14 protein-coding genes and 1 pseudogene are annotated in these 18193 nt (G+C 36.5%); 1 reads left to right on the top strand and 14 read right to left on the bottom strand.

Features of this window, described 5'->3' with window-relative positions; genetic code table 11:
• Positions 1 to 514: 514 nt before the first annotated feature.
• The 3 genes from PZ898_RS07960 to PZ898_RS07950 form a co-directional block, all read right to left on the bottom strand.
• The gene (locus PZ898_RS07960) at positions 515 to 1852 is read right to left on the bottom strand and encodes a restriction endonuclease FokI C-terminal domain-containing protein (RefSeq protein WP_277695246.1); all 1338 of its coding nucleotides are present in this window, start codon (positions 1850 to 1852) and stop codon (positions 515 to 517) included.
• A gap of 177 nt (positions 1853 to 2029) precedes the next feature.
• Entirely contained in the window at positions 2030 to 3199 is a 1170-nt protein-coding gene (locus PZ898_RS07955) for a PD-(D/E)XK nuclease family protein (protein WP_241279995.1), read from the bottom strand.
• Positions 3200 to 3942: 743 nt separating this feature from the next.
• A complete protein-coding gene (locus PZ898_RS07950) occupies positions 3943 to 4449 on the bottom strand; it encodes a hypothetical protein (RefSeq protein ID WP_277695245.1) in 507 nt (168 codons plus the stop codon).
• Between the two features lie 287 nt (positions 4450 to 4736).
• Here PZ898_RS07950 and PZ898_RS07945 point away from each other — a divergent pair.
• A pseudogene (locus PZ898_RS07945) lies at positions 4737 to 5164 on the top strand (XRE family transcriptional regulator).
• A 39-nt stretch (positions 5165 to 5203) separates the two neighbouring features.
• On the opposite strand, the gene PZ898_RS07940 reads toward PZ898_RS07945, so the two are convergent.
• The 11 genes from PZ898_RS07940 to PZ898_RS07890 all read right to left on the bottom strand — a co-directional run bounded on the left by PZ898_RS07940 (position 5204) and on the right by PZ898_RS07890 (position 18192).
• Positions 5204 to 7384 carry a DNA/RNA helicase domain-containing protein gene (locus PZ898_RS07940; protein WP_277695244.1) on the bottom strand — a complete coding sequence of 727 codons (2181 nt, stop codon included), beginning with the start codon at positions 7382 to 7384 and terminating at the stop codon, positions 5204 to 5206.
• A gap of 8 nt (positions 7385 to 7392) precedes the next feature.
• Positions 7393 to 7719, bottom strand: coding sequence for a nucleotide pyrophosphohydrolase (locus tag PZ898_RS07935; RefSeq protein ID WP_123872180.1), 327 nt, complete (start codon positions 7717 to 7719; stop codon positions 7393 to 7395).
• Between the two features lie 355 nt (positions 7720 to 8074).
• Positions 8075 to 10831: a hypothetical protein gene (locus PZ898_RS07930; protein ID WP_277695243.1), complete on the bottom strand. Its 2757-nt coding sequence runs from the start codon at positions 10829 to 10831 to the stop codon at positions 8075 to 8077.
• Between the two features lie 41 nt (positions 10832 to 10872).
• On the bottom strand, positions 10873 to 11901 hold the full coding sequence (locus PZ898_RS07925) for a hypothetical protein (protein ID WP_277695242.1): 1029 nt from the start codon (positions 11899 to 11901) through the stop codon (positions 10873 to 10875).
• On the bottom strand, positions 11894 to 12697 hold the full coding sequence (locus tag PZ898_RS07920) for a molecular chaperone (RefSeq protein WP_277695241.1): 804 nt from the start codon (positions 12695 to 12697) through the stop codon (positions 11894 to 11896). The genes PZ898_RS07925 and PZ898_RS07920 overlap by 8 nt, the downstream gene beginning before the upstream one ends.
• Positions 12698 to 12772: 75 nt before the next feature.
• Positions 12773 to 13297, bottom strand: a complete 525-nt coding sequence (locus tag PZ898_RS07915; RefSeq protein ID WP_277695240.1) for a hypothetical protein — start codon at positions 13295 to 13297, stop codon at positions 12773 to 12775.
• A gap of 313 nt (positions 13298 to 13610) precedes the next feature.
• Positions 13611 to 14027, bottom strand: coding sequence for a hypothetical protein (locus PZ898_RS07910; protein ID WP_131797518.1), 417 nt, complete (start codon positions 14025 to 14027; stop codon positions 13611 to 13613).
• A gap of 46 nt (positions 14028 to 14073) precedes the next feature.
• Positions 14074 to 14904 carry an AraC family transcriptional regulator gene (locus PZ898_RS07905; protein WP_277695239.1) on the bottom strand — a complete coding sequence of 277 codons (831 nt, stop codon included), beginning with the start codon at positions 14902 to 14904 and terminating at the stop codon, positions 14074 to 14076.
• Between the two features lie 209 nt (positions 14905 to 15113).
• The gene (locus tag PZ898_RS07900) at positions 15114 to 15662 is read right to left on the bottom strand and encodes a hypothetical protein (RefSeq protein WP_062674710.1); all 549 of its coding nucleotides are present in this window, start codon (positions 15660 to 15662) and stop codon (positions 15114 to 15116) included.
• The gene (locus PZ898_RS07895; RefSeq protein WP_120231826.1) at positions 15659 to 16912 is read right to left on the bottom strand and encodes a hypothetical protein; all 1254 of its coding nucleotides are present in this window, start codon (positions 16910 to 16912) and stop codon (positions 15659 to 15661) included. Before PZ898_RS07895 ends, PZ898_RS07900 begins: the two co-directional genes overlap by 4 nt.
• Positions 16909 to 18192, bottom strand: a complete 1284-nt coding sequence (locus PZ898_RS07890; RefSeq protein ID WP_277695238.1) for a condensation domain-containing protein — start codon at positions 18190 to 18192, stop codon at positions 16909 to 16911. The genes PZ898_RS07895 and PZ898_RS07890 overlap by 4 nt, the downstream gene beginning before the upstream one ends.
• Position 18193 lies beyond the last annotated feature (1 nt).

The following is an 18193-nucleotide window of genomic DNA, read 5'->3' as shown; positions in this document are numbered from 1 at the left end:
AAGTGAATAGTTTGTATTATGTCTGGAGCAAGTAAGTGGCTATGCACGCACACAAAAACACCCACCTTGTCATTCCGCAGGAATCTAAACTCTTATTTTATCCTCATTCATTATCACAAGCTTTTTGTGCCTGGATTCCTATGGAATGACAAACGGTGTGGATAGTCTAAGTGAGCAGTTTGTATTTTGTCTGGGGCAAGTAAGAGATTATGCACACACAAATAAGCACCCACCTAGTCATTCCGCAGGAATCTAAACTCTTATTTTATCCTCATTCATTATCACAAGCTTTTTGTGCCTGGATTCCTACGGAATGACAAACGTTGTGGATAGTCTAAGCGAATAGTTTGTATTTTGTCTGGAGCAAGTAAGTGGATCTGCACTCACAAAGAAACACCCACCTATTCATTCCGTAGGAATCTAAACTTTTTTATTATAAAATTTATATTTCAATCAATCTTTTAAAAGAATTAAATCCGGAGCAGCTTAGGTAAGAAAATGATCAATTAAAAGATTAAACATCATCTAACTTTCCAATGATGTCTTTAGCCTCAATTGGATTTCCCAGACTAATTAAAGTTTCAATGATTGAAGAAGTTGAAATTCTATTTTTTGTTTTATACGCCAGTAAATATAATAGAGCCTCAGAAGTTAGCAATATAAATCTTCTAACATCTGTATTCCAGGTAATTTCATTAATGAAACTATCCAAATTTGATTTGAATGAATTACTGACAATAATAAACCCAAATTTTTTATATCGTTCCTTTTGTAAGCTTGGGATAATCTTATCAATATACTCTTTGATAGCTCTGTCATCAAGCCCAAGAGCATAGCCGTTTGAATATGCTTTGGCATCCATCAGAAATGCAGTATCATCATCACTGTGTTTAATAATGGCATCAGGATTGCGTCCTGAGCCCTGTCCTAATATATTCACTTCAAAATCCAGTTGCTTAAAAATTTCGCAAACTAGTTTTTCATAAGCACTTCCCTTTGAAGAAGATGATTTTTCTTTGTCATTTCCCAGTTCAATAAGTTTAGCCACTTTTGGAATCAGATAGTCTGTCAGTTCGAAAGAGGTACTGACTGTAATGGTCTTTTCCTCCTCAACTTCTAAAATTTCGACTTCTTCTTTTTTCAACTTAGCAGGAGACTGTTTATTAGGATTCCCTTTAAAGTTCCAGAAAGCATGCTCCGCTGACCAGTTGTTTATATCCTTCCCGGAGTAAGAGCCTAAAAGCTTTTTTATTTCTTCATTTAATAAGTAAAAATATTTATATGCTTCAACCTGGCTCTCCGTTTCATTCCAAAGTTCAAGCTCTCTATAAGAATTTATTAATGATGTATACAAAATGGGCCACTTCTCATAATCTTGAACTTGCCAGAAATAAGACAGAAAATAAGATACTGAACCAGGATTAGGAGCCCTTCTTTTATCTTTTGCTTTTGAATAAATATTTTGGCTATATTTTTCTAAAGCAGCAATTTTAGTAAAACTTTCTTCCAGGTTTTTAGGCTCGGCAATGGTTTCTTGGATTAGTTTGGTTAAGTCCTTGATATTGGATTCGCTATTCTTCACTAATTGATTGAAAAACATTTGTCCTTTTGTTGCAGTAAATCCCCACAAATTATTTCTTTTATTAAAACTATCTACATTGGTCTTAAATTGATAAATATTAATTTTATCCGACTGAAAGTCATTGATGAATTTTTTTAATTCAACAATTGCAGCGAGCCTTTCCTCGTCAATATTAGGAAGCTCATTCCCTTTGGTATCATGCACTTTTTGATTAGCGACATAATTATCCCATATTTTTTGAATGTATTGTGTTTTTTGTTTTGAAATCATGGTTTTTTGAAATTTTGTTCTTTTTTAATTATTATTCAGAATAAAAGGAATTACGCTTTGATTTAGAATGTTTAATTTTTGGAAATATTCGATAGCAATAATAAGAAAATCTTTAGTTTTACTCATGAGGAAACACAGATTTATTGAGTATATGGCACATGAAATAATTCATATACACTATAGATCCTGTTTTAATTCATTAGGTGACTGTAAAACAGTAATAATAAAACTCTTCATAAATTCTTTAAATGTACCATTTTTAACATCAATCCAGAATGCAGCATCATGTTCTATGTTGTGATATTGTAAGAAAAATAAAGGCCACCAATGTGAAGTTCTGAATTTTACGCCTAAATAATTTCTAAGATCATTCAGGTATACTTTATCGTAGTGTGAATCCATATATTGAGGTGTTTTTACCAAACCATAAATAACTCCACCTTCTTCATAATTGAATTTTATGAAAAAGTTTTTAAAGACAGGAATTTCAAAATGATGAAACTGTTCATTATATATGATCCGCATTTTTAATTCTTCGGTTAGCTCATCTACAAGTTGATACATTTGCTGATCAACAAGATTTTTCATTTCCTGTTTAATCGAATTTAAAGTATTGGATACTTTAAAAGCCGTTTCTATATTTTCTTCAGTTTCAGTGATAAAATGATTTAATGAACCCAGGTCTAAATTTTCTTTTCCCATATAATTTTCAATAAGTTGACTTTCAAAATCTACCAGAAAACAACGTACTCTTTCATTTTCTGTATTTTTTATAAATTCTTTTAATAAAGGTATGATATGCTCTTCGTAGTTGATTAAATAGAGTTTTCCTGTTTCTATCAGTCTTTCAATCTCTTTTCCACCACTGTACTCTGTTAATTCCTTTGATTTTGGGGTTAAATAGAGCAGCTGATAATGATTATTACTGATATACTGTAAGTATTTTAAGTAATCTTCAACCTGATTTTCCTGATCTTTTGTCCAGGGATAAATTTTATTTTCAATTCCCAGAACACTTGATTGGTCCTGGTTCCTTAGGACAATGTCTACTCGTCTGTTTTCAAAGGTTGAATCTTCTAAAATAACCTGAACTTTTTTCGGAGTATCATAAGGGAAATACAATCCTAATTCTTCTTTGAACAATTTCAAATAAATATCTCCCTGGCCATGGTCTTCATTTGGATCCAGAAAAAATGCTATTATTTCGGAGACTTTATTTTCGTTCCAGTTCAGGAACTTCATAGCATTGAATTTAGAAGCTAATTTGTTAGAATGTCTTTTTTCATATTCCATCTCAAACTTAGAGCGGGCCTGGATCTCCCGGAAAAAAGAAATATAATCGTTCATGATGTATTAGTTAATCTGTTTTTACTCTTCTTGGCAATAATAACGAAAATCTCCAGTTTCTGCTTACGGGAAAGCGTAAATTTTCTTGAAAGTCACTATAAACATTGCTCAGAAATATCCCAAGACCCTTCCAAAGTCCCTCTAGCCTCTTCACCAAGCCCCTGGAGGGACTTTATGAACGGTCTCCACCCCCTTCATGAAGGGGATATACCCCCTTGGGTAAGGGGGTAGACGGACTTGGATAAGGGGTTCCACCTACTTATATAAGAGGGTAGATACCGTTGTCCAAAGGGGCGGAGACGGTTGCTATACTCCCTGGAGGGTGTTAGGAAGGAGGTAAGAGGAGTAAAGTACTATTGTAAGAATCATTCGCGCTTTTCATATGGCTTCATCAGTGGTACAGCCACCATTCCTTTGCTCCCTCCAATCATCAATTCGAATCAATAAAACCTTTGCATTTTAAAATATTCTGTTTCTTCAGATGCAATGGCTTATTATTTTGTTTTAAACGCAAGGTCGCAAAGTTTTCAATATTGATATGTTTTGTAAGGCGCAGGAAAATCAAAGATTTTCAGCAGGTAAGTATATTGGGTTATAGCAATTTTATCGGAGATAAAATCTTTGCGCCTTAAACAGCGTCCTTATCATAAGAGTTTGCGTCTTTGCGATTCCCAACCAAAATATGGTAAACAGATAACCACAAAAAAGCACGTTTTCACGTGCTCTCAAAAAAGTATTTATTCTTACTGATTGTTGTTTGAACCGGATGCAGGTGGTGTTTCAGTGGGGCCTGAGGTCTGTCCCGTCACAAAAAACTGCTTCATATCATCATAAATATCATTGGTACCCGGTACATTCTCTTCGGAAAGGTATCTGATGCTTCGGTAGAAACTGATGGCGTTATGATAGTTATCGTGATCCAGCAATACTTTGGTGTCTGAAAGCTGTTCTGTTAAAGAATCCAGCTGTTGCAGCCTTTGTTCGATCTGTTCTCTGGCGATATAATCTTTATCGAATTCTGCTTTATCCAAGAAGTTAGGAACATATTGGGCATATTTCTCCATATAGATTTTGGCTTTATTCACGAAGAGCTTGTTTTGTTCTGCAATTCTTCCGTATTGCTGTCGCTGATCCGGAGTAAGGTTGATGGTTTTTCCCAACAGTACAGACTGGATGTCCTGAATTGCTTTATCAATCGTTTCCAGATCACTTTTTGAAAAGCTTACACTGATTAAATTGTCTAGTGCCATAATATTGTGTTTTTTGGGTTTGTATGATCAAATATAGCGTGTGCCAGGCATAGAAAAACAGGGTGTTGTAAGATTTTCAGAGGGTGTTCATCAGAAAATGAAAACCAGATAACAAGGTTTATTCTTTCTGACTTTTTGATGAAAAAAAGCGGGAATAAAAACGGAAATGGCGAAATAGGAGAGGAATCCCATTTCACAGCATCATCATGAGAACAGAAATTATAATTAAGCTGTTTTTTAAGGGGCATTTTTATAAATATTCTTCTATACATAAATGTTGAATTATCATGGAACATACAATACATCAGGGACGCAATGTAAAACGATTCAGAGAAATGCTGGACATCAAGCAGGAAGCATTGGCTTTTGACCTTGGGGACCACTGGAACCAGAAGGAAGTTTCTCTGCTGGAACAGAAAGAAATTATTGAAGACCCTTTACTGAAAAGAATTTCTGAAGTATTGAAAATTCTGGTGGAAGCGTTTCAGAATTTGATGAGGAGCATGCGGTGAATATTATTGCAAATACAGTAACTACTGTTAATGATCATGCTACAGGTCAAGTGTTTCAGATAAACCCTACAATTAATACTTCTGAAAAATGGCTTAAAGCATTAGAAGAAATAAAGAAGTTGCATGAAGAAAAGATGGAACTTTATGAAAGGATGCTGAAGGAGAAGGATGAGATGATGGGGAGGTTGATTGAGAAGGGATAACTTAAGATACAAAAGGGTTCAGCGCGAGCTGAACCTTTTTTACTTTTTCAATACTTTCACAAAAATACCTAGAGTTTTAAAATCAATCGTTTCCTCATCTCTAAGAATGATAGGCTCAAAATTAGAATCGTAGGATTGAGGTAGCAATACTATTTCTTCATGATGCCACCCTTCTTCATCAGTAATTTTTTTGCTGGAATACTCTTTAATAGTGTAATTACTTCCAAATTCTAAGTCAGTAATGTTTCTTCCTTCAACTAGAGTGATTAAGCCGTTACGAGAACCTCCGCTATATTTTTTGAACAAACAAATACTCCCATTAGGAATGATTTTGTTCATAGATTCACCTATAACAGTGCATGCAAAATAATCATCTCTATTTTCTAGACTATCCAGTTCTATATATTTTACATTCTCTAATTCCTGCAGTTCAGAAAAAGAGCCTGCCGCAATATTTAGATCGTAGAAAGGAATTGAGCTTTCTGTAGGAGTATTTGAAATTTGTATTAATTTTTCCTCATTGGAAGAAGGGGCATAAGGTGGAATAAATTGTTGGAGAAAGCGTCTCAAATTTTCATTACATGCATAAATGTAAGTGCCTTCTATCCCTCTCAGCAATATGGTCTTATAAATATTGATAATAAAATCTAATAATTCTTCTTCATTTTTAATCGAGTTTTTACCATTCTTATCTTTATACCTTTGCTTATCAACAGTAAGTTTTCCGGATGTAAAATCATAGTCCAATTCAGGACCTATAATGACTCCTGTATAATTCAAATCGTAACCTTGTGTGGTATGGATGCACCCTACCTCATCTATAGAATTAGGTGAATTTACCCAATCTACAGAAATACTATTCCATTTTAACTGATTTTCACCAATAACAATATCATAAGCCTCAGTATTTTTATTTGAAACCCATTCCCAGGCATATCCTGCTACTATTCTTGATAAACCATGAAGTTCGTTTTTCTCTTTTATTCTGTTAATCATTTGAGAAAGATTATCAAAAAGATATAATTCGTAGTCATCTGTTTTATATTGCTGTAAAGAAAGGGTAGAAGGTGCATCAAAAATTTTATGAATTAACTTTATATACTTATTTCCGCCACGTACCCGAAGCTGAGTTTTTAATTTTTCAACACGGGTTGAAGGAGCCAATTCTAATTTCTTAAAACTTTCTTTAGGGGTATCGGAAGGCTTTATAGATTGATATTGATCATAAAAAATAATAGATTTATTACTTTGCATAATAACCCAATCTAATTCCGATGCGGTAAATTTATTTAAACCTAGCTTTTCACAGTTACGATCGAACGTTCCAAAGTATGAACCTAAATTTACTCTTCTTCTTAAGCGATGCCCTTCGTCAACGATGATAAGGTCATATTTATTTTGTGCTAAATCTGAAGGTCCTATTACCATCTTTTGTGATAATCCGTTTACATTCTTAAAAACATTAGAAATCGTTTTTCTGAATGATGCCATTGGAATAACCAATGCCATATTCAAATCTGTGTATTTCTCTTTTACTCTTTTTAATAAGAGAAAAAGCTCGTCATCATCTTCATCAAAATCAGCGTAATTAAAATCTTCTAAATTAGTTTTTAATAATTTAAATAAAAAAATAGCTAAAATGGATTTTCCCGTTCCCGCTCCTCCATGAATAAGACTAACCTTAGCATTTTCATCCAACAAACAGTTTAGAATCATTTTCAATCCCTTGATTTGTTCTTTGGAAAGAGATTTATAAGGAGAATATTTGAAAAGATCTGAGTTATTGATAAAATCCAGAGAGTGTCGGGATATGCCTAGCTGTCTTAGTTCATCCCAGATATCTTTGAATAAATTCCAATACACTTTCTTTTCATGATATTGATGATTGGAAATACCAAGATTACCGTTTTGTAATGTGTACTGTCCGTCAGCAGAAATGTATTTTATAAGATTTGATTCTAAATCTAAAGTTGCGGATTTGTGAAATAAATTGCTTAAGATGAGATTTACTGATGAAAGATGTTTCTTTTCATCTGACTTTAAATGGGTATTTATTCTGGTTAATACATCTGTAGTTTCTCCTATATAAGCTGCTTTAGTTTTTTTATTTTTCAAAAAATAAACTATTGGCCAGGATAAGTAGTCTTTGTGATTGTTATTTATTTTTGTTTCTATGAGGTGATCAAAATCGTATTCCTCTGTAATTGTAAAATTCTTCATTTCTTGTACTACAAATCATCGTACTTATTTGATTTTCCTTTTGCTTTTTCTACAGGATATTTTTCGTTATTTCTCTGTAATTTCTTTAAAATAATGCTATTGATATCTATATTATTTTTATTTGCAAGGAGTAAACCATACATAAATACATCTGCTAATTCTTCTTCTAATTTATCTTGATCAAAATCTTCGTTTTCCTTCCATAAGAATATTTCTAACAGCTCAGAAGCTTCAATAGATAAAGCGACTGCTAAATCTTTTGAATTATGAAACTGTTCCCAGTCTCTGTCATCACGAAATTTTATAAGCTTTTCTATTGTACTTTTATCTATCATGGTATTATTTACTAAAGCGAATTTAATTCAACTTTAAAAATAGTAAAAACTTTGGCATAATTATGTTGAAAATATCAGTTTATTATGGAAATTTTGAATATAAATGTTGAAAATATTTTTTAAAACATGTATATGAAAATAAACTATGAATTTAAATCCAAAGCAATAGTCTTGGGCTATCTCCTTAATCTTCATATCACAAAAATAAAAGGAATTACATCATCATTCTTTAAACCAATATTCTGTCAACCTCTGTTCTCCGGATTTTAATAAAATACTCTTTTCAACAGCCCATTTTAGGTCTCTACTTGCAGTGAGACCTCAGTAAAGAACAAGTGACTTATATTTCATTATTCTAACTCCCAAACTTCTTCACCCTGATCACCTTCTCCCTCACCTTAATCACAAAAGGCTCAAGTTGTACTATTTTCCCGGCTTCCACTTTGAAGGTATCAGTAGAGCGTTCGCAATAGGTGTTGGAAGGCAGAGAGTTTTTGTTCAGCTCAATCCTGTAGTTTCCGGAAGGTAGGAAGGAGGCAAATTCCCCGTTGTCGTCGGTGATGATATGATGTACTAACTGTTCGTTTCGGTAAATATTGAAAAGAATACCTCCGACTTTGGGTGTGAAATCTACTGCTGTTTTGGTGTCAAAATCATAGGTTATTTTTCCCTGGGTCGTTCCGTTTTGATGAAGAGGGATCTCAAAAGAGTAGTGATGTTTGTCTACGGTAAATTCGGTTTCATCGTAATACCAGCCTTGCTGGATCACCTGTTTCAGGGCATACTTTCCGTAAGGGATAGAACGATAGCTGATAGAACCTGACGGGTCGGTTTTAAATGAAATATTGTTGAGCATAATGAGATAGCCTGCTGCTTCTTTGTCGCCCTCATCATAGATATTGTTTTCGTTCAGGTCATAATAGACAAATGCTTTGATATCACCCTTTTTACCCGGATCAAGGGTGCTGTTTCTGAGGTTGACGGTAACACCGGCTTCCACGGTCAACAGATTATTGGTGAAGCTTCCTGCAGTATAACTGAAGTAGGAAGAGTTCAGGTACAGGGCATACTTTTCCCTTGAATACTTCAGGTTCATAAAGCCGGAAGGCGATTTTCCGTACAGAACATCATCCGTATAAGAAACACCTGAAGTGACATTCAGCTGACGGTTGAAGAAGTTTTTATTCACAAAAGCAGAAAGGGAAAGCTTTTTGTAGGGAGTGTTCTGGTTCATCATTTTTGAAAAAGCATATTCGGAAAGGAAATAACTTCCATGCTGATAGATCCCGTTCACGGTAAGCCATTTGTAGCTGTAAGTTCCGCTTGCTTTCATCTGAAACTGCTGTTTGTCGTTGTCGGGATATTGAACCAATCCTGTTTCCATGCTTAAGATGGAGGAGTGTTGCTTATCAGGGCTCAGCCAGGTAAGGTATTCCGTAAAACGTTGTGCTTTCAGCTGTTTTGTGTTCTCGTAAGGCTGGGCATTGAAGAAATTATTATAAGAATTGGAATTTTCTTCCTGATACTGGTAGCCAAGTCCCATCCCGAAATTCCCTTTTTTAGGAAAGTTGATTCCCGTATCCAGTCTTATATTGCTTGAATTCAGGGTGTTGTCGTAAAAGTAGAACTTAGGTGAAAAATGGGAAGCTGTAATGTTGGCATACACATAATGATCTTTGAAAATCATGGTAGAGAAATTCTGCTGAATCTGTAAAATTCCTCTTCTGTTTCCGGGATAATAATCTGTGCTGTAGAAATAATTTCCGTTCAGATTGACCTTTTTGATCATTCCGGAATATTGGGATTCCAAAGCTAAAGAAGGCTTGGAGGGCTGGTTGTTTTCGTAGAAACTCAGTCCGCCATAGACCTTGGTATTGGTTCTCCAGTCTTTGCCGAAAGCATACTGAAGGTCTGTTCCGGCTACATGATGTCTGGCTTTTTCATAAGGATCGTCCCTGAAAATATACGTTCCGGAGAGATTGCGGGAAGCATTTTGAGCCCCAAGGGTTCCTCTGGTGTAAAATCCATAACCATATTTCAGAAAAGAATTTCTTTCGATCAGGCTGTAGGTCTGGTCTACAAAACCTGCTTCAATTTTTTTGTCTTTATCCGGAGAAGTGTAGGAATATTCCAGCCCTCTTCCGAATAGAGAAAGTTCCAGTAATTTATTGATGTTTCCGATGGTGAATTCACTGTTTTCCCTGTGATAGGTCAGATAGGTATTGTTGACAATGGGATCGCTCTGGTTCTTCATGGTATAGATATTCCCCCGGATGAAAATATATCCTGAAGGAAGGTTGAAACCTCCGGAACCTACCAATTGATACATGTCCAGGTTTTCTCCGGCATGCCTGTAACTTGCCGTGATGGTATTCCGCGTAAAGTTGGAAAAAGCAGTGGATTCCATATCCTCATAACGCTGCACCGAAGAAACATTCTGGACGGAAACACTGGTATTACCGAATATTTCTCTGTCCGGCTCTCTGAAACCTGCAATATTAACGGAAATCTGAGTGCTTCGGGATCTGATTCTGGAAGGCAGAAAACGGAACACAAAGACTGAATCTTTCTGCACGCCAATACTTCCTGTTTTCTCTATAAAAGCATTTCCCTGCTCAGCTTCCGGAATTTTAAAGACAACCGTTACATGCTGCTTTCTGTTTCCAAGATTGGAAACCCTTGCCCTTACTTCTACCGAATCGGTAGCCTTATTCACATAAATCAGAGGAGTTTCTGCCGTGATGCGCATGGCATTGTTTTCAGTAACGGTGTAAGGTATTTCTTTTTCCGCCATTGTTTTATTCTGCTGGTCAGAAAGACGGAAAGCCATACGGGATTCACCCGAAACGGCATTATTACTGACTACAATTTTTACCGGAATGAAAAGATGTTCACCGGATTTCATTTCGACCTGAAGACTGTTGCCCGAAATATTTCTGAAACCTTGAGGAATGGTAATGTTTATTTTTCCTTTGAAATCATTTGTGCTTTGATTGTCAAGGACAATGATCAGATCCAGAATGCCTGTTTTATCTGTTCTGGATTCATTACGGATATCAAGACTTATCCCGGAACTGCTTTGCGCCGGAATCCATATCTGAAACGAAATCAAAAAAATGAAAAAGATTTTTTTGAACAGGTCTTGAAGCATGGTTATTGGGGGATAATCTCGTATTGAAGAGTGGTGGAATATTCTTCCGATTTGGCATTAATCAGTCTTTCATCATTGGCTTTGGTGGAATATCGGATATCGTAATATAAGCTTGAATTTCCGGTGGAGCCTCCAGTCGCAATAAGCTGGGGAGAAGCACTCAGCAGAATAGGATATACATTCCCATTGTTTCCAGAAACGGGGATGAGATTCATTTTTACGGTTCCTAAAGCAATGTAGTTTCCGGCTGGAGAGCTGAACTGCCCCTGAAGAGAACGTAATTTGATCTGGTAATTGGTATTGCTTTTTACAATCAGTCCATTGGAATAGGTGACACTTACTCCGTTGATATAATCCGGCATACTTTTGAATTCCAGTGATCCGTTGACTGCTTTTGCGGAAAATTGAAGCGACATTTCGGGTACATCGGTCGGAGTTCCGCTTAGCGTTCCGATGTGAATCTGGAAATTATGATCAGCCCTGCCGATAATATTGTTGTACTGGTCATACGCTGTAAACTGAACCGGAACATTAAATCGGGTCCAGGAAGGGTAGCTTCCCAGATAAGATCCTCCCATAACGGTCAGGCTGTATTTTACCTGCAGGTTATAGTAACCGTTGGGATGTGGCGGCTGGTTGTATAGTGCTGCATTGGATTGTGGAATTAAAAAGACTTCCTGGTTGGCCTGAAGAAAAGTGTTTAACGGCATTCCGATCTGAGGAATGGTGGGCACAGGTCCCGGATAAGCCTGTCCTGATGTGGAAACCGGCTGAAATGATATCTTGTTGGCAGGCATTGTATAATTTCCGTCCGTAGAAGTGATAGGCTGCTTCAGCTTCATGGATATTTTCCAGTAAGGAATATTAAATGCGCCGTTACCGGCCAGGGTAAAGGTGTATGCATCCGGATTGGTATTTCCGCTGTAGGAATTAATCTGCAGGTAACTGTTCACCCATGAGTTGTAATTGATCTGTGAGAAGCAGTTCAGGGAAATCAACAGAAAGAAACAGAAGAGTTTTTTACTATTCATAGCTGAAACTTAATTCTCCTAATTCCAGATTGTTGTTGTCTCCATAATCAATCATTACAGAAGCGGTGTACTTTCCTTTTTCAAGGCTTGCCGGAAGAGGGATATTCATCTCTCTTTTGTTTCCGGGCATGGAATAAAAGATAACCGGATCCAGTGATACTTTTTTTCCGGTTTGGGTATTCACAAAGTCAGTGTAAATTTTTCCGTCGCCCCATATATCGCCCTGATTTTCAAAAAAGAGGTTGACTGTATTGGTTGTTTTTCCGTATACCAGATTGTGGATTTCAAGTTTTTTCGTTTTGGCGGCAGGCAGCTTGTGGAATAATTTGATTCCTGAGCGGATGCTTACCTTGATATTGGCGCCTTTATGATCCACATCATCTACCGGATTCATCTGGCTTACATATAAAACGGCCGTATGGGCAGCCAGTTGGTCTGAAAGTGCATTAGGAACCGTAATGGTAACCTCAATATCTTTTTTTTCTCCCGGAGCCAGCGTAAAGTAATTATCTTCTTTTTTGACCGAAACCCAACTTGCGCAGGACGTGGGAAGGGTATTGGCGGGATACGTTACATTTTCACCTTTGCCGTCATATTCCCAATCTCCTAAACTTACAGCCAGGTCCAGAGAATTTTTGGCACTTACATTTGTTACCGTTATTGTCTGGGTATTGCTGTTTCCGTTTCCCGACTCAAAGTACAGTCTTGGCGGTGAAACCGAAACTCCTGTTTGTGCATATCCGTGAAAAGATAGTAGGAAAAGAAGACTGAAAAGGAGAAGAGAAAGTCTGCTCATGACGGAGATTAGTTTTTAAATGTTGATAAAGTGCTGTGGTAGGTACAACACTTTATCATTACAAAATGATATCTATTATTGAGAAATAATGGTATACGTAAGTTCAGTAGTATATACTGTTGGACCTTGTCCCGCGATATAGTTATCCAGGTAAGTATTATTTCCTGCACCTTTATATTCAATATTGATTTTTTTGTCTACACCTCCGGTAGAAGAAGTTAACAAAGTAGTTTCGTTAGATGATAAATGTACATTCTGAGCATATTGGGCACCGTTTACAGCGTCCGAGCCTGCGCTTGCAATAATCTGGATCGTGTTAGCCTGGATGTTTTTACCTCCCTGCTGTAGTACATCGTTACCACCTTTTACTTTTACCTGGAATCCTCCTGTGCTGTAAATGCTTAAGTGATCTGCGTTAAGAGAAGATACCCCGTTGGCATAGTCATCTTTGGTTTCGTAGTCTAGGTTAACGATTTTTTGAGCGTTGTTAACAACAAGAGTCTGAATAGGTTTAAGTCTCACGTTAAGGGTTACATTCTGTTGTGCTTGTAATGTTGTGAACCCCAGGATAGCAAAAGAAGCTAAGATCAAATTTTTCATAAGGTTAAGGATGTTTTTTGTATTATTTGTTTTTAAAATTGCGGATGCAAAGGTAAATACAAAGCACATCAGGACCTTTGTGAAAAGATACTTATTATTTGTGAATTTTTACGAAGAAACAGGCGCGCACTAATCAGTACTTTTTATGAATAATTACATAAAAAGTATCATTTAAATGCTGATAAAATCACCATAAAGTAAAAAGAATGCTTAATTAATCTTAAACATTAATTTTACTTAATATATAGGGAATGAATAAATTGCAAGATTATTATTCAATGCATAGTTATTTTTTTAGGCCTTGCTTTATTTTTTACTGAGAAATTAGAGTTAATATTAAAAAATTTTCGTCGTCACTTTTGTTAACGCTTAAATTTTCCATAGCATTTTCAATCTCATGTTGAATAGGATATTGCTCCTGAACCACTCCTTTAGAATGGTTAATAAGAGGATATTCTTCAAACTTTTCTCTGTTGCTTTCGGAATTACCGATTGTACTTCGATATTCATCATACTTTGCATTCAGCTGAAACCCTGTAGGGCTTGAGATGGTTACAGACTGAACCTCCCGGAAGGAAGACTCATTCCCATCGTCCGAAAATCCTGAGCCTATAGCAAGCATCTGTACCGGATAAAGCCTTACGTTAAGCCTTAAACCGTCTGCTGCCTGGGCAAATGATTTTGTAATAGCAAAATAGAACAAAATGAATATTATGTACTTTGCAAGCATATAACCTGTATTTTTCCCCAAAAGGTTACTTATGTAAATATACAAATTATTTCATTTCTGAGGGATTTTTTCCGGTATGTTTTTTAATAAAATTGGTAAAATTTCCTTCATTGCTGAAACCCAGATCATAAGATATTTCAGAGATCGTGGAATTTGAAAAATTCAGGGCTTTTCTGCATTCAGTAATGAGTTTTTCAATAATGATATGTTTGGCTGTTTTGCCCAGTACATACTCTGTCATCTCAGTCAGTTTCCTTGAAGAGATATTAAGTTCTTCCGCATAATAAGCCACTTTCTTTGCCTTTTTGTAATCTCTTTGCAGCAGAATTTTGAACCGGTTGACATAGTACATATAGTCAAATTTGATGTCCTTTTTGATTTCTTCGGTGGGAATATGTAAAAGGGCATCCAGCATCAGTCTTTCTATGGCATTATGGGCAGCAGCTATATATAGGCTTTCGTCCTTTTTCCGGAAACTTTCCATACGTTCCAGGAATATTACCCTCATCTGTTCTGCATTGAAGAAAGGAGCAATAAATATTTCAGAATTATAATTATAAAAAAGCTGCGAATTGATAAAAAGGCTGTCTTTCGTTGATCTTTCATAAAAACTGGATGAAAAAGCAATGGAATAGACATCCGATCTTTTGGTTTCCCCAAAAACGATTTTCTTTTGGGGGCCAACAAAGGCAATATTTCCCCCTTTTAGCGGGTAGGGAACATTGTCTATCGTTAACTGGATATCTTCCAGAATGATATAAATACAAAAATATTCTAAGGTGTTGAATTCTCTTTTGTTGTTATTTCTGTTGATAAGATAATCTAAACGATTGATACTGAATCCTATATTCTTTAACTGATCCGTTATTCTGTACATACATTGTTAGTCATTCTGTCCAAGAAAAATTCTTGCAAATTTTTCATATAAATATAAAAAATTTACCAAATATCTAGTTTTAAAGAAAAAAATTAAGTGAGTCTGTGCGTAAAAATACCCGGTGACCTTATGATCATCCGGGTATCGTTATCCTTTTTTTTTTTTTTAATTAAATGATATACAATGGTATAGCTGTTTTTGTCCGAAAATCAAGGGTTTGTCTCTGCAGATACTGATGTCACTTTGCACATCCATCTTCTCAACCTCCAAACCGGCAGATATACAAAAATCACTGACAGAATTCCTGCCAATGTTCCCACCACGACAGCCATTGCTGTTGCATCCAGTTTATAATCTTTTGAGAAATTATACTGTCCTATAAAGAGTAAGGATAATACCAATAGTCCTGTAATCAAACCGTGTACAATGCTAAGCCTGGTCATAAGTTTTTTAATATTCAACTGTTCATCTACCGTAAACTCAATGGCTTCCTGGCTGGCGGCATCCGTTACTCTTTTGATGATATCAATGGTAAGGACCACTGGAAGAAAAATGGCCATTGGCAGGGTAAGACGGGCCAGGTTTTGGGTCCCGGAGAAAAAATGCGTGTAGCCTAATTCCTTGAAACTGGCATAGGCAATAATGAAATTAAAAAATACATTCGGAAGGACATAGTAAATTGTACGCTTAATGAGAAAGCGTTTGAGGGTGGTTTTCTTTATTGGTTTGGGCTTCGGAGGCTTTATTTTAAATTTCATAGAGAGGTGGTCAAAAGCTCAATGGCTTTATCTTTTATCAGATGAGCTTCCTCTTTGGGAAGAAAATTTTCATTGGACATGAAAGTGAAGTCCATCTGTTGGTTGTATGTACTGGTGACTAACGTATTAGAATTCAGCCATGGGAAAGCCACGGTAGGACTAAAAACTGTTTCCAGATTGAAATTTTTATAATCATTCGGGATATTGATCTTTCCCATATTGGATAAGGTTATATCATGCCCGCCTTCGCTGGACTTCAGCATGTTGATCATACGTTCCACAACAGGATGCATATGTTCACCCATCCAAAGGAGTTCACGGGCTTCCAGCTTGTTGATTTTCTCAATAAGATCCTTTTTGATCTCTTTGGCATTACTCAGAACATCCTGGCTGCCTTTTTTTAAGGAAAGTTCTACCGTTGGGGCAAAAGCAAACAAATGATCATCTTTAATTTCCGGGATAAAATGACGTACATCTACAGGACTGATTACCTTACCTTTGGCGCGGTCTCCCTGAACATCACGAAACGCCTGCATCACCGAAGAACAAAGTAAAGCATGCACGGAAATTCCGTTGGCTTTACATTTTTCAGTGATCATTTTGGTGTCCTTTGGAGTCATTTTCCAATGAATGGCGTAGTTTTTTCCCTGATTTCTCTTTTTACTTTTCTTCTGTATGGAAAAGAATATTTTAGCAAACAGAAGGTAAAGACCGGCCTTATATTTTTTTATTCCGATGTTAAAGTCCGAAGGCAGGAAGTCATCAACAGATTCAAAAGCAACATAAGGAATTAACGGACCATAAGGATTGTCCAGTAAGCTTAGAAGTTCACGTAGTAAAGTGACACCGGTGGTCCCATCGGATATACAGTGAGGCATAATCCAAAGGATTTCGGAAGTACCCTGTCCTTTTACCCATACTACTTCGGCAAGTGGTTTTTTGGGAGTTTCAAAAAGTTTAAACCATCCTTTTTCAGATTCTTTAAACCAATCTTCGTCTGTTTTACGCTCCACAATACGAAGGGGAATAGGTTCAATATCTCTTTGTCCCATAAAAAAAGGGTAGCGTCCTTTGTTATGATCAATATTGGTTCTCAGAATAGGATGTTTCTGTTGGATTCTTATTAAAGCCGTTTTAAAATTTTCTTCAGGAATTTCTCCCTTGATTCTTGCTGTATAAATACAATTTAAAGGTGTTTCCGGATCTACATACATGATCCTTTCCACCATCATTAAAGGTCTTTTGATCATGATACTGCAGTCTGTTTTATTTGTGATTGAATTGTTCTGATAACTTCATCACGGATGGCTACTACTTCAGTATGAGGTATATAACCTTCGCTTCCCATGATTGAGAAATCCATCCTTCCACGGTAAGTAGAAACCACCAGAGTTGTGGTGTTTCCGAGCGGACCAATGACTGACGGACTGAAGATGGTCTCTACTGTAAACTCTTTATACTCATGAGGAATCTGAAGTGGTCCCAGATTAGAAAACATACAGTCGTTGGAAGATTTTCCGTTCTTTAAAAGCCTTGTGAAACTTTTCAGTGCATCATGTCCGGACTCCATCACCATCATGGTGATATAAGGATCCAGTTTTGAGGCTTTTTGTTCTACAGATTTCTGCATGGCACGGAGATTCTCTGTGAAGCTTAGCTTTTCATCCAAGGAAATCACAATCATCAGCCCGAAAGCGAAGATATGATCTGCTTTAATCTGTTTGGCAAAACGTCGGATGTCTACCGGGCAGGAAACTTTATTGAAAGATTTTTTACCTCTTACTTTTTTAAATGAATGTAACAATGCAACACTCAAAAATGTATTGACAGTAACTTCCTGCGATTTGCAATAAGCGATCACTTGCTGACTTGTTTCCTCATCCAGTTTTCCATGGATCAGATAGTCATTCTGTCTTTCAACAGGTTTTTTGTTTACCGGAAGCCATTTGATGGCAGTAGCAGCCAGTCTTCCGATAAATCTGGCTTTCAGTTTCTGTCTTCTGCTGTTCAGAATAGGGGAAGGAACCACATCCTGAATTCCCATTATGGGATTTTCTATCCCGATATCGGCAGACGGATTGTCCAGAACGATAAGAAATTCTTTTAAAAAGGCCATTGCAGAACCACCATCGCAAAGACAATGGTGGAACGCAAACAGCATGTCAGAAACGTCTTCCCCTTTGATCCAGATAAACCGGATCAGGGGAAATTTTTCGTAATTAAAAGTGGTGTTCCATTCTCTCCTGGATTCCTCCTGCCATTGATCTTCACTTTGTCTGGTGACGATTCTTACAGGAATAGAAACAGGTTTTTCAGGAACATTAAACCATGGAATATTTTTTTCATCATGGCTGATCAATGTTCTCAGCCATGGGTGTTTATTTTGGATTCGTGCCAGAGCCTGCTGGATATCTTTTAAAGTAAAGGTACCTCTCAGTCTGAACGGAATAACTGCGTTAAAGGGTTCTGAGCCGTCTCCCAATAACATACGTTCTCCAAATAGCAATCTTCTTTTAATAGGTTGATTCATA

Origin of the sequence: Chryseobacterium sp. WX (genome assembly GCF_029542485.1) — a bacterium.
Taxonomy (GTDB): Bacteria; Bacteroidota; Bacteroidia; order Flavobacteriales; family Weeksellaceae; genus Chryseobacterium; species Chryseobacterium cucumeris.
This window is presented reverse-complemented; position numbering and strand designations above follow the sequence as displayed.

What these genes read in the sequence shown, in the direction of transcription:
- PZ898_RS07890 (WP_277695238.1), bottom strand. Translation starts at nt 18,192, where the DNA reads ATGAATCAACCTATTAAAAGAAGATTGCTATTTGGAGAACGTATGTTA.
- PZ898_RS07920 (WP_277695241.1), bottom strand. Translation starts at nt 12,697, where the DNA reads ATGAGCAGACTTTCTCTTCTCCTTTTCAGTCTTCTTTTCCTACTATCT.
- PZ898_RS07925 (WP_277695242.1), bottom strand. Translation starts at nt 11,901, where the DNA reads ATGAATAGTAAAAAACTCTTCTGTTTCTTTCTGTTGATTTCCCTGAAC.
- PZ898_RS07960 (WP_277695246.1), bottom strand. Translation starts at nt 1,852, where the DNA reads ATGATTTCAAAACAAAAAACACAATACATTCAAAAAATATGGGATAAT.
- PZ898_RS07915 (WP_277695240.1), bottom strand. Translation starts at nt 13,297, where the DNA reads ATGAAAAATTTGATCTTAGCTTCTTTTGCTATCCTGGGGTTCACAACA.
- PZ898_RS07895 (WP_120231826.1), bottom strand. Translation starts at nt 16,912, where the DNA reads ATGATCAAAAGACCTTTAATGATGGTGGAAAGGATCATGTATGTAGAT.
- PZ898_RS07950 (WP_277695245.1), bottom strand. Translation starts at nt 4,449, where the DNA reads ATGGCACTAGACAATTTAATCAGTGTAAGCTTTTCAAAAAGTGATCTG.
- PZ898_RS07910 (WP_131797518.1), bottom strand. Translation starts at nt 14,027, where the DNA reads ATGCTTGCAAAGTACATAATATTCATTTTGTTCTATTTTGCTATTACA.
- PZ898_RS07935 (WP_123872180.1), bottom strand. Translation starts at nt 7,719, where the DNA reads ATGATAGATAAAAGTACAATAGAAAAGCTTATAAAATTTCGTGATGAC.
- PZ898_RS07940 (WP_277695244.1), bottom strand. Translation starts at nt 7,384, where the DNA reads ATGAAGAATTTTACAATTACAGAGGAATACGATTTTGATCACCTCATA.
- PZ898_RS07900 (WP_062674710.1), bottom strand. Translation starts at nt 15,662, where the DNA reads ATGAAATTTAAAATAAAGCCTCCGAAGCCCAAACCAATAAAGAAAACC.
- PZ898_RS07955 (WP_241279995.1), bottom strand. Translation starts at nt 3,199, where the DNA reads ATGAACGATTATATTTCTTTTTTCCGGGAGATCCAGGCCCGCTCTAAG.
- PZ898_RS07905 (WP_277695239.1), bottom strand. Translation starts at nt 14,904, where the DNA reads ATGTACAGAATAACGGATCAGTTAAAGAATATAGGATTCAGTATCAAT.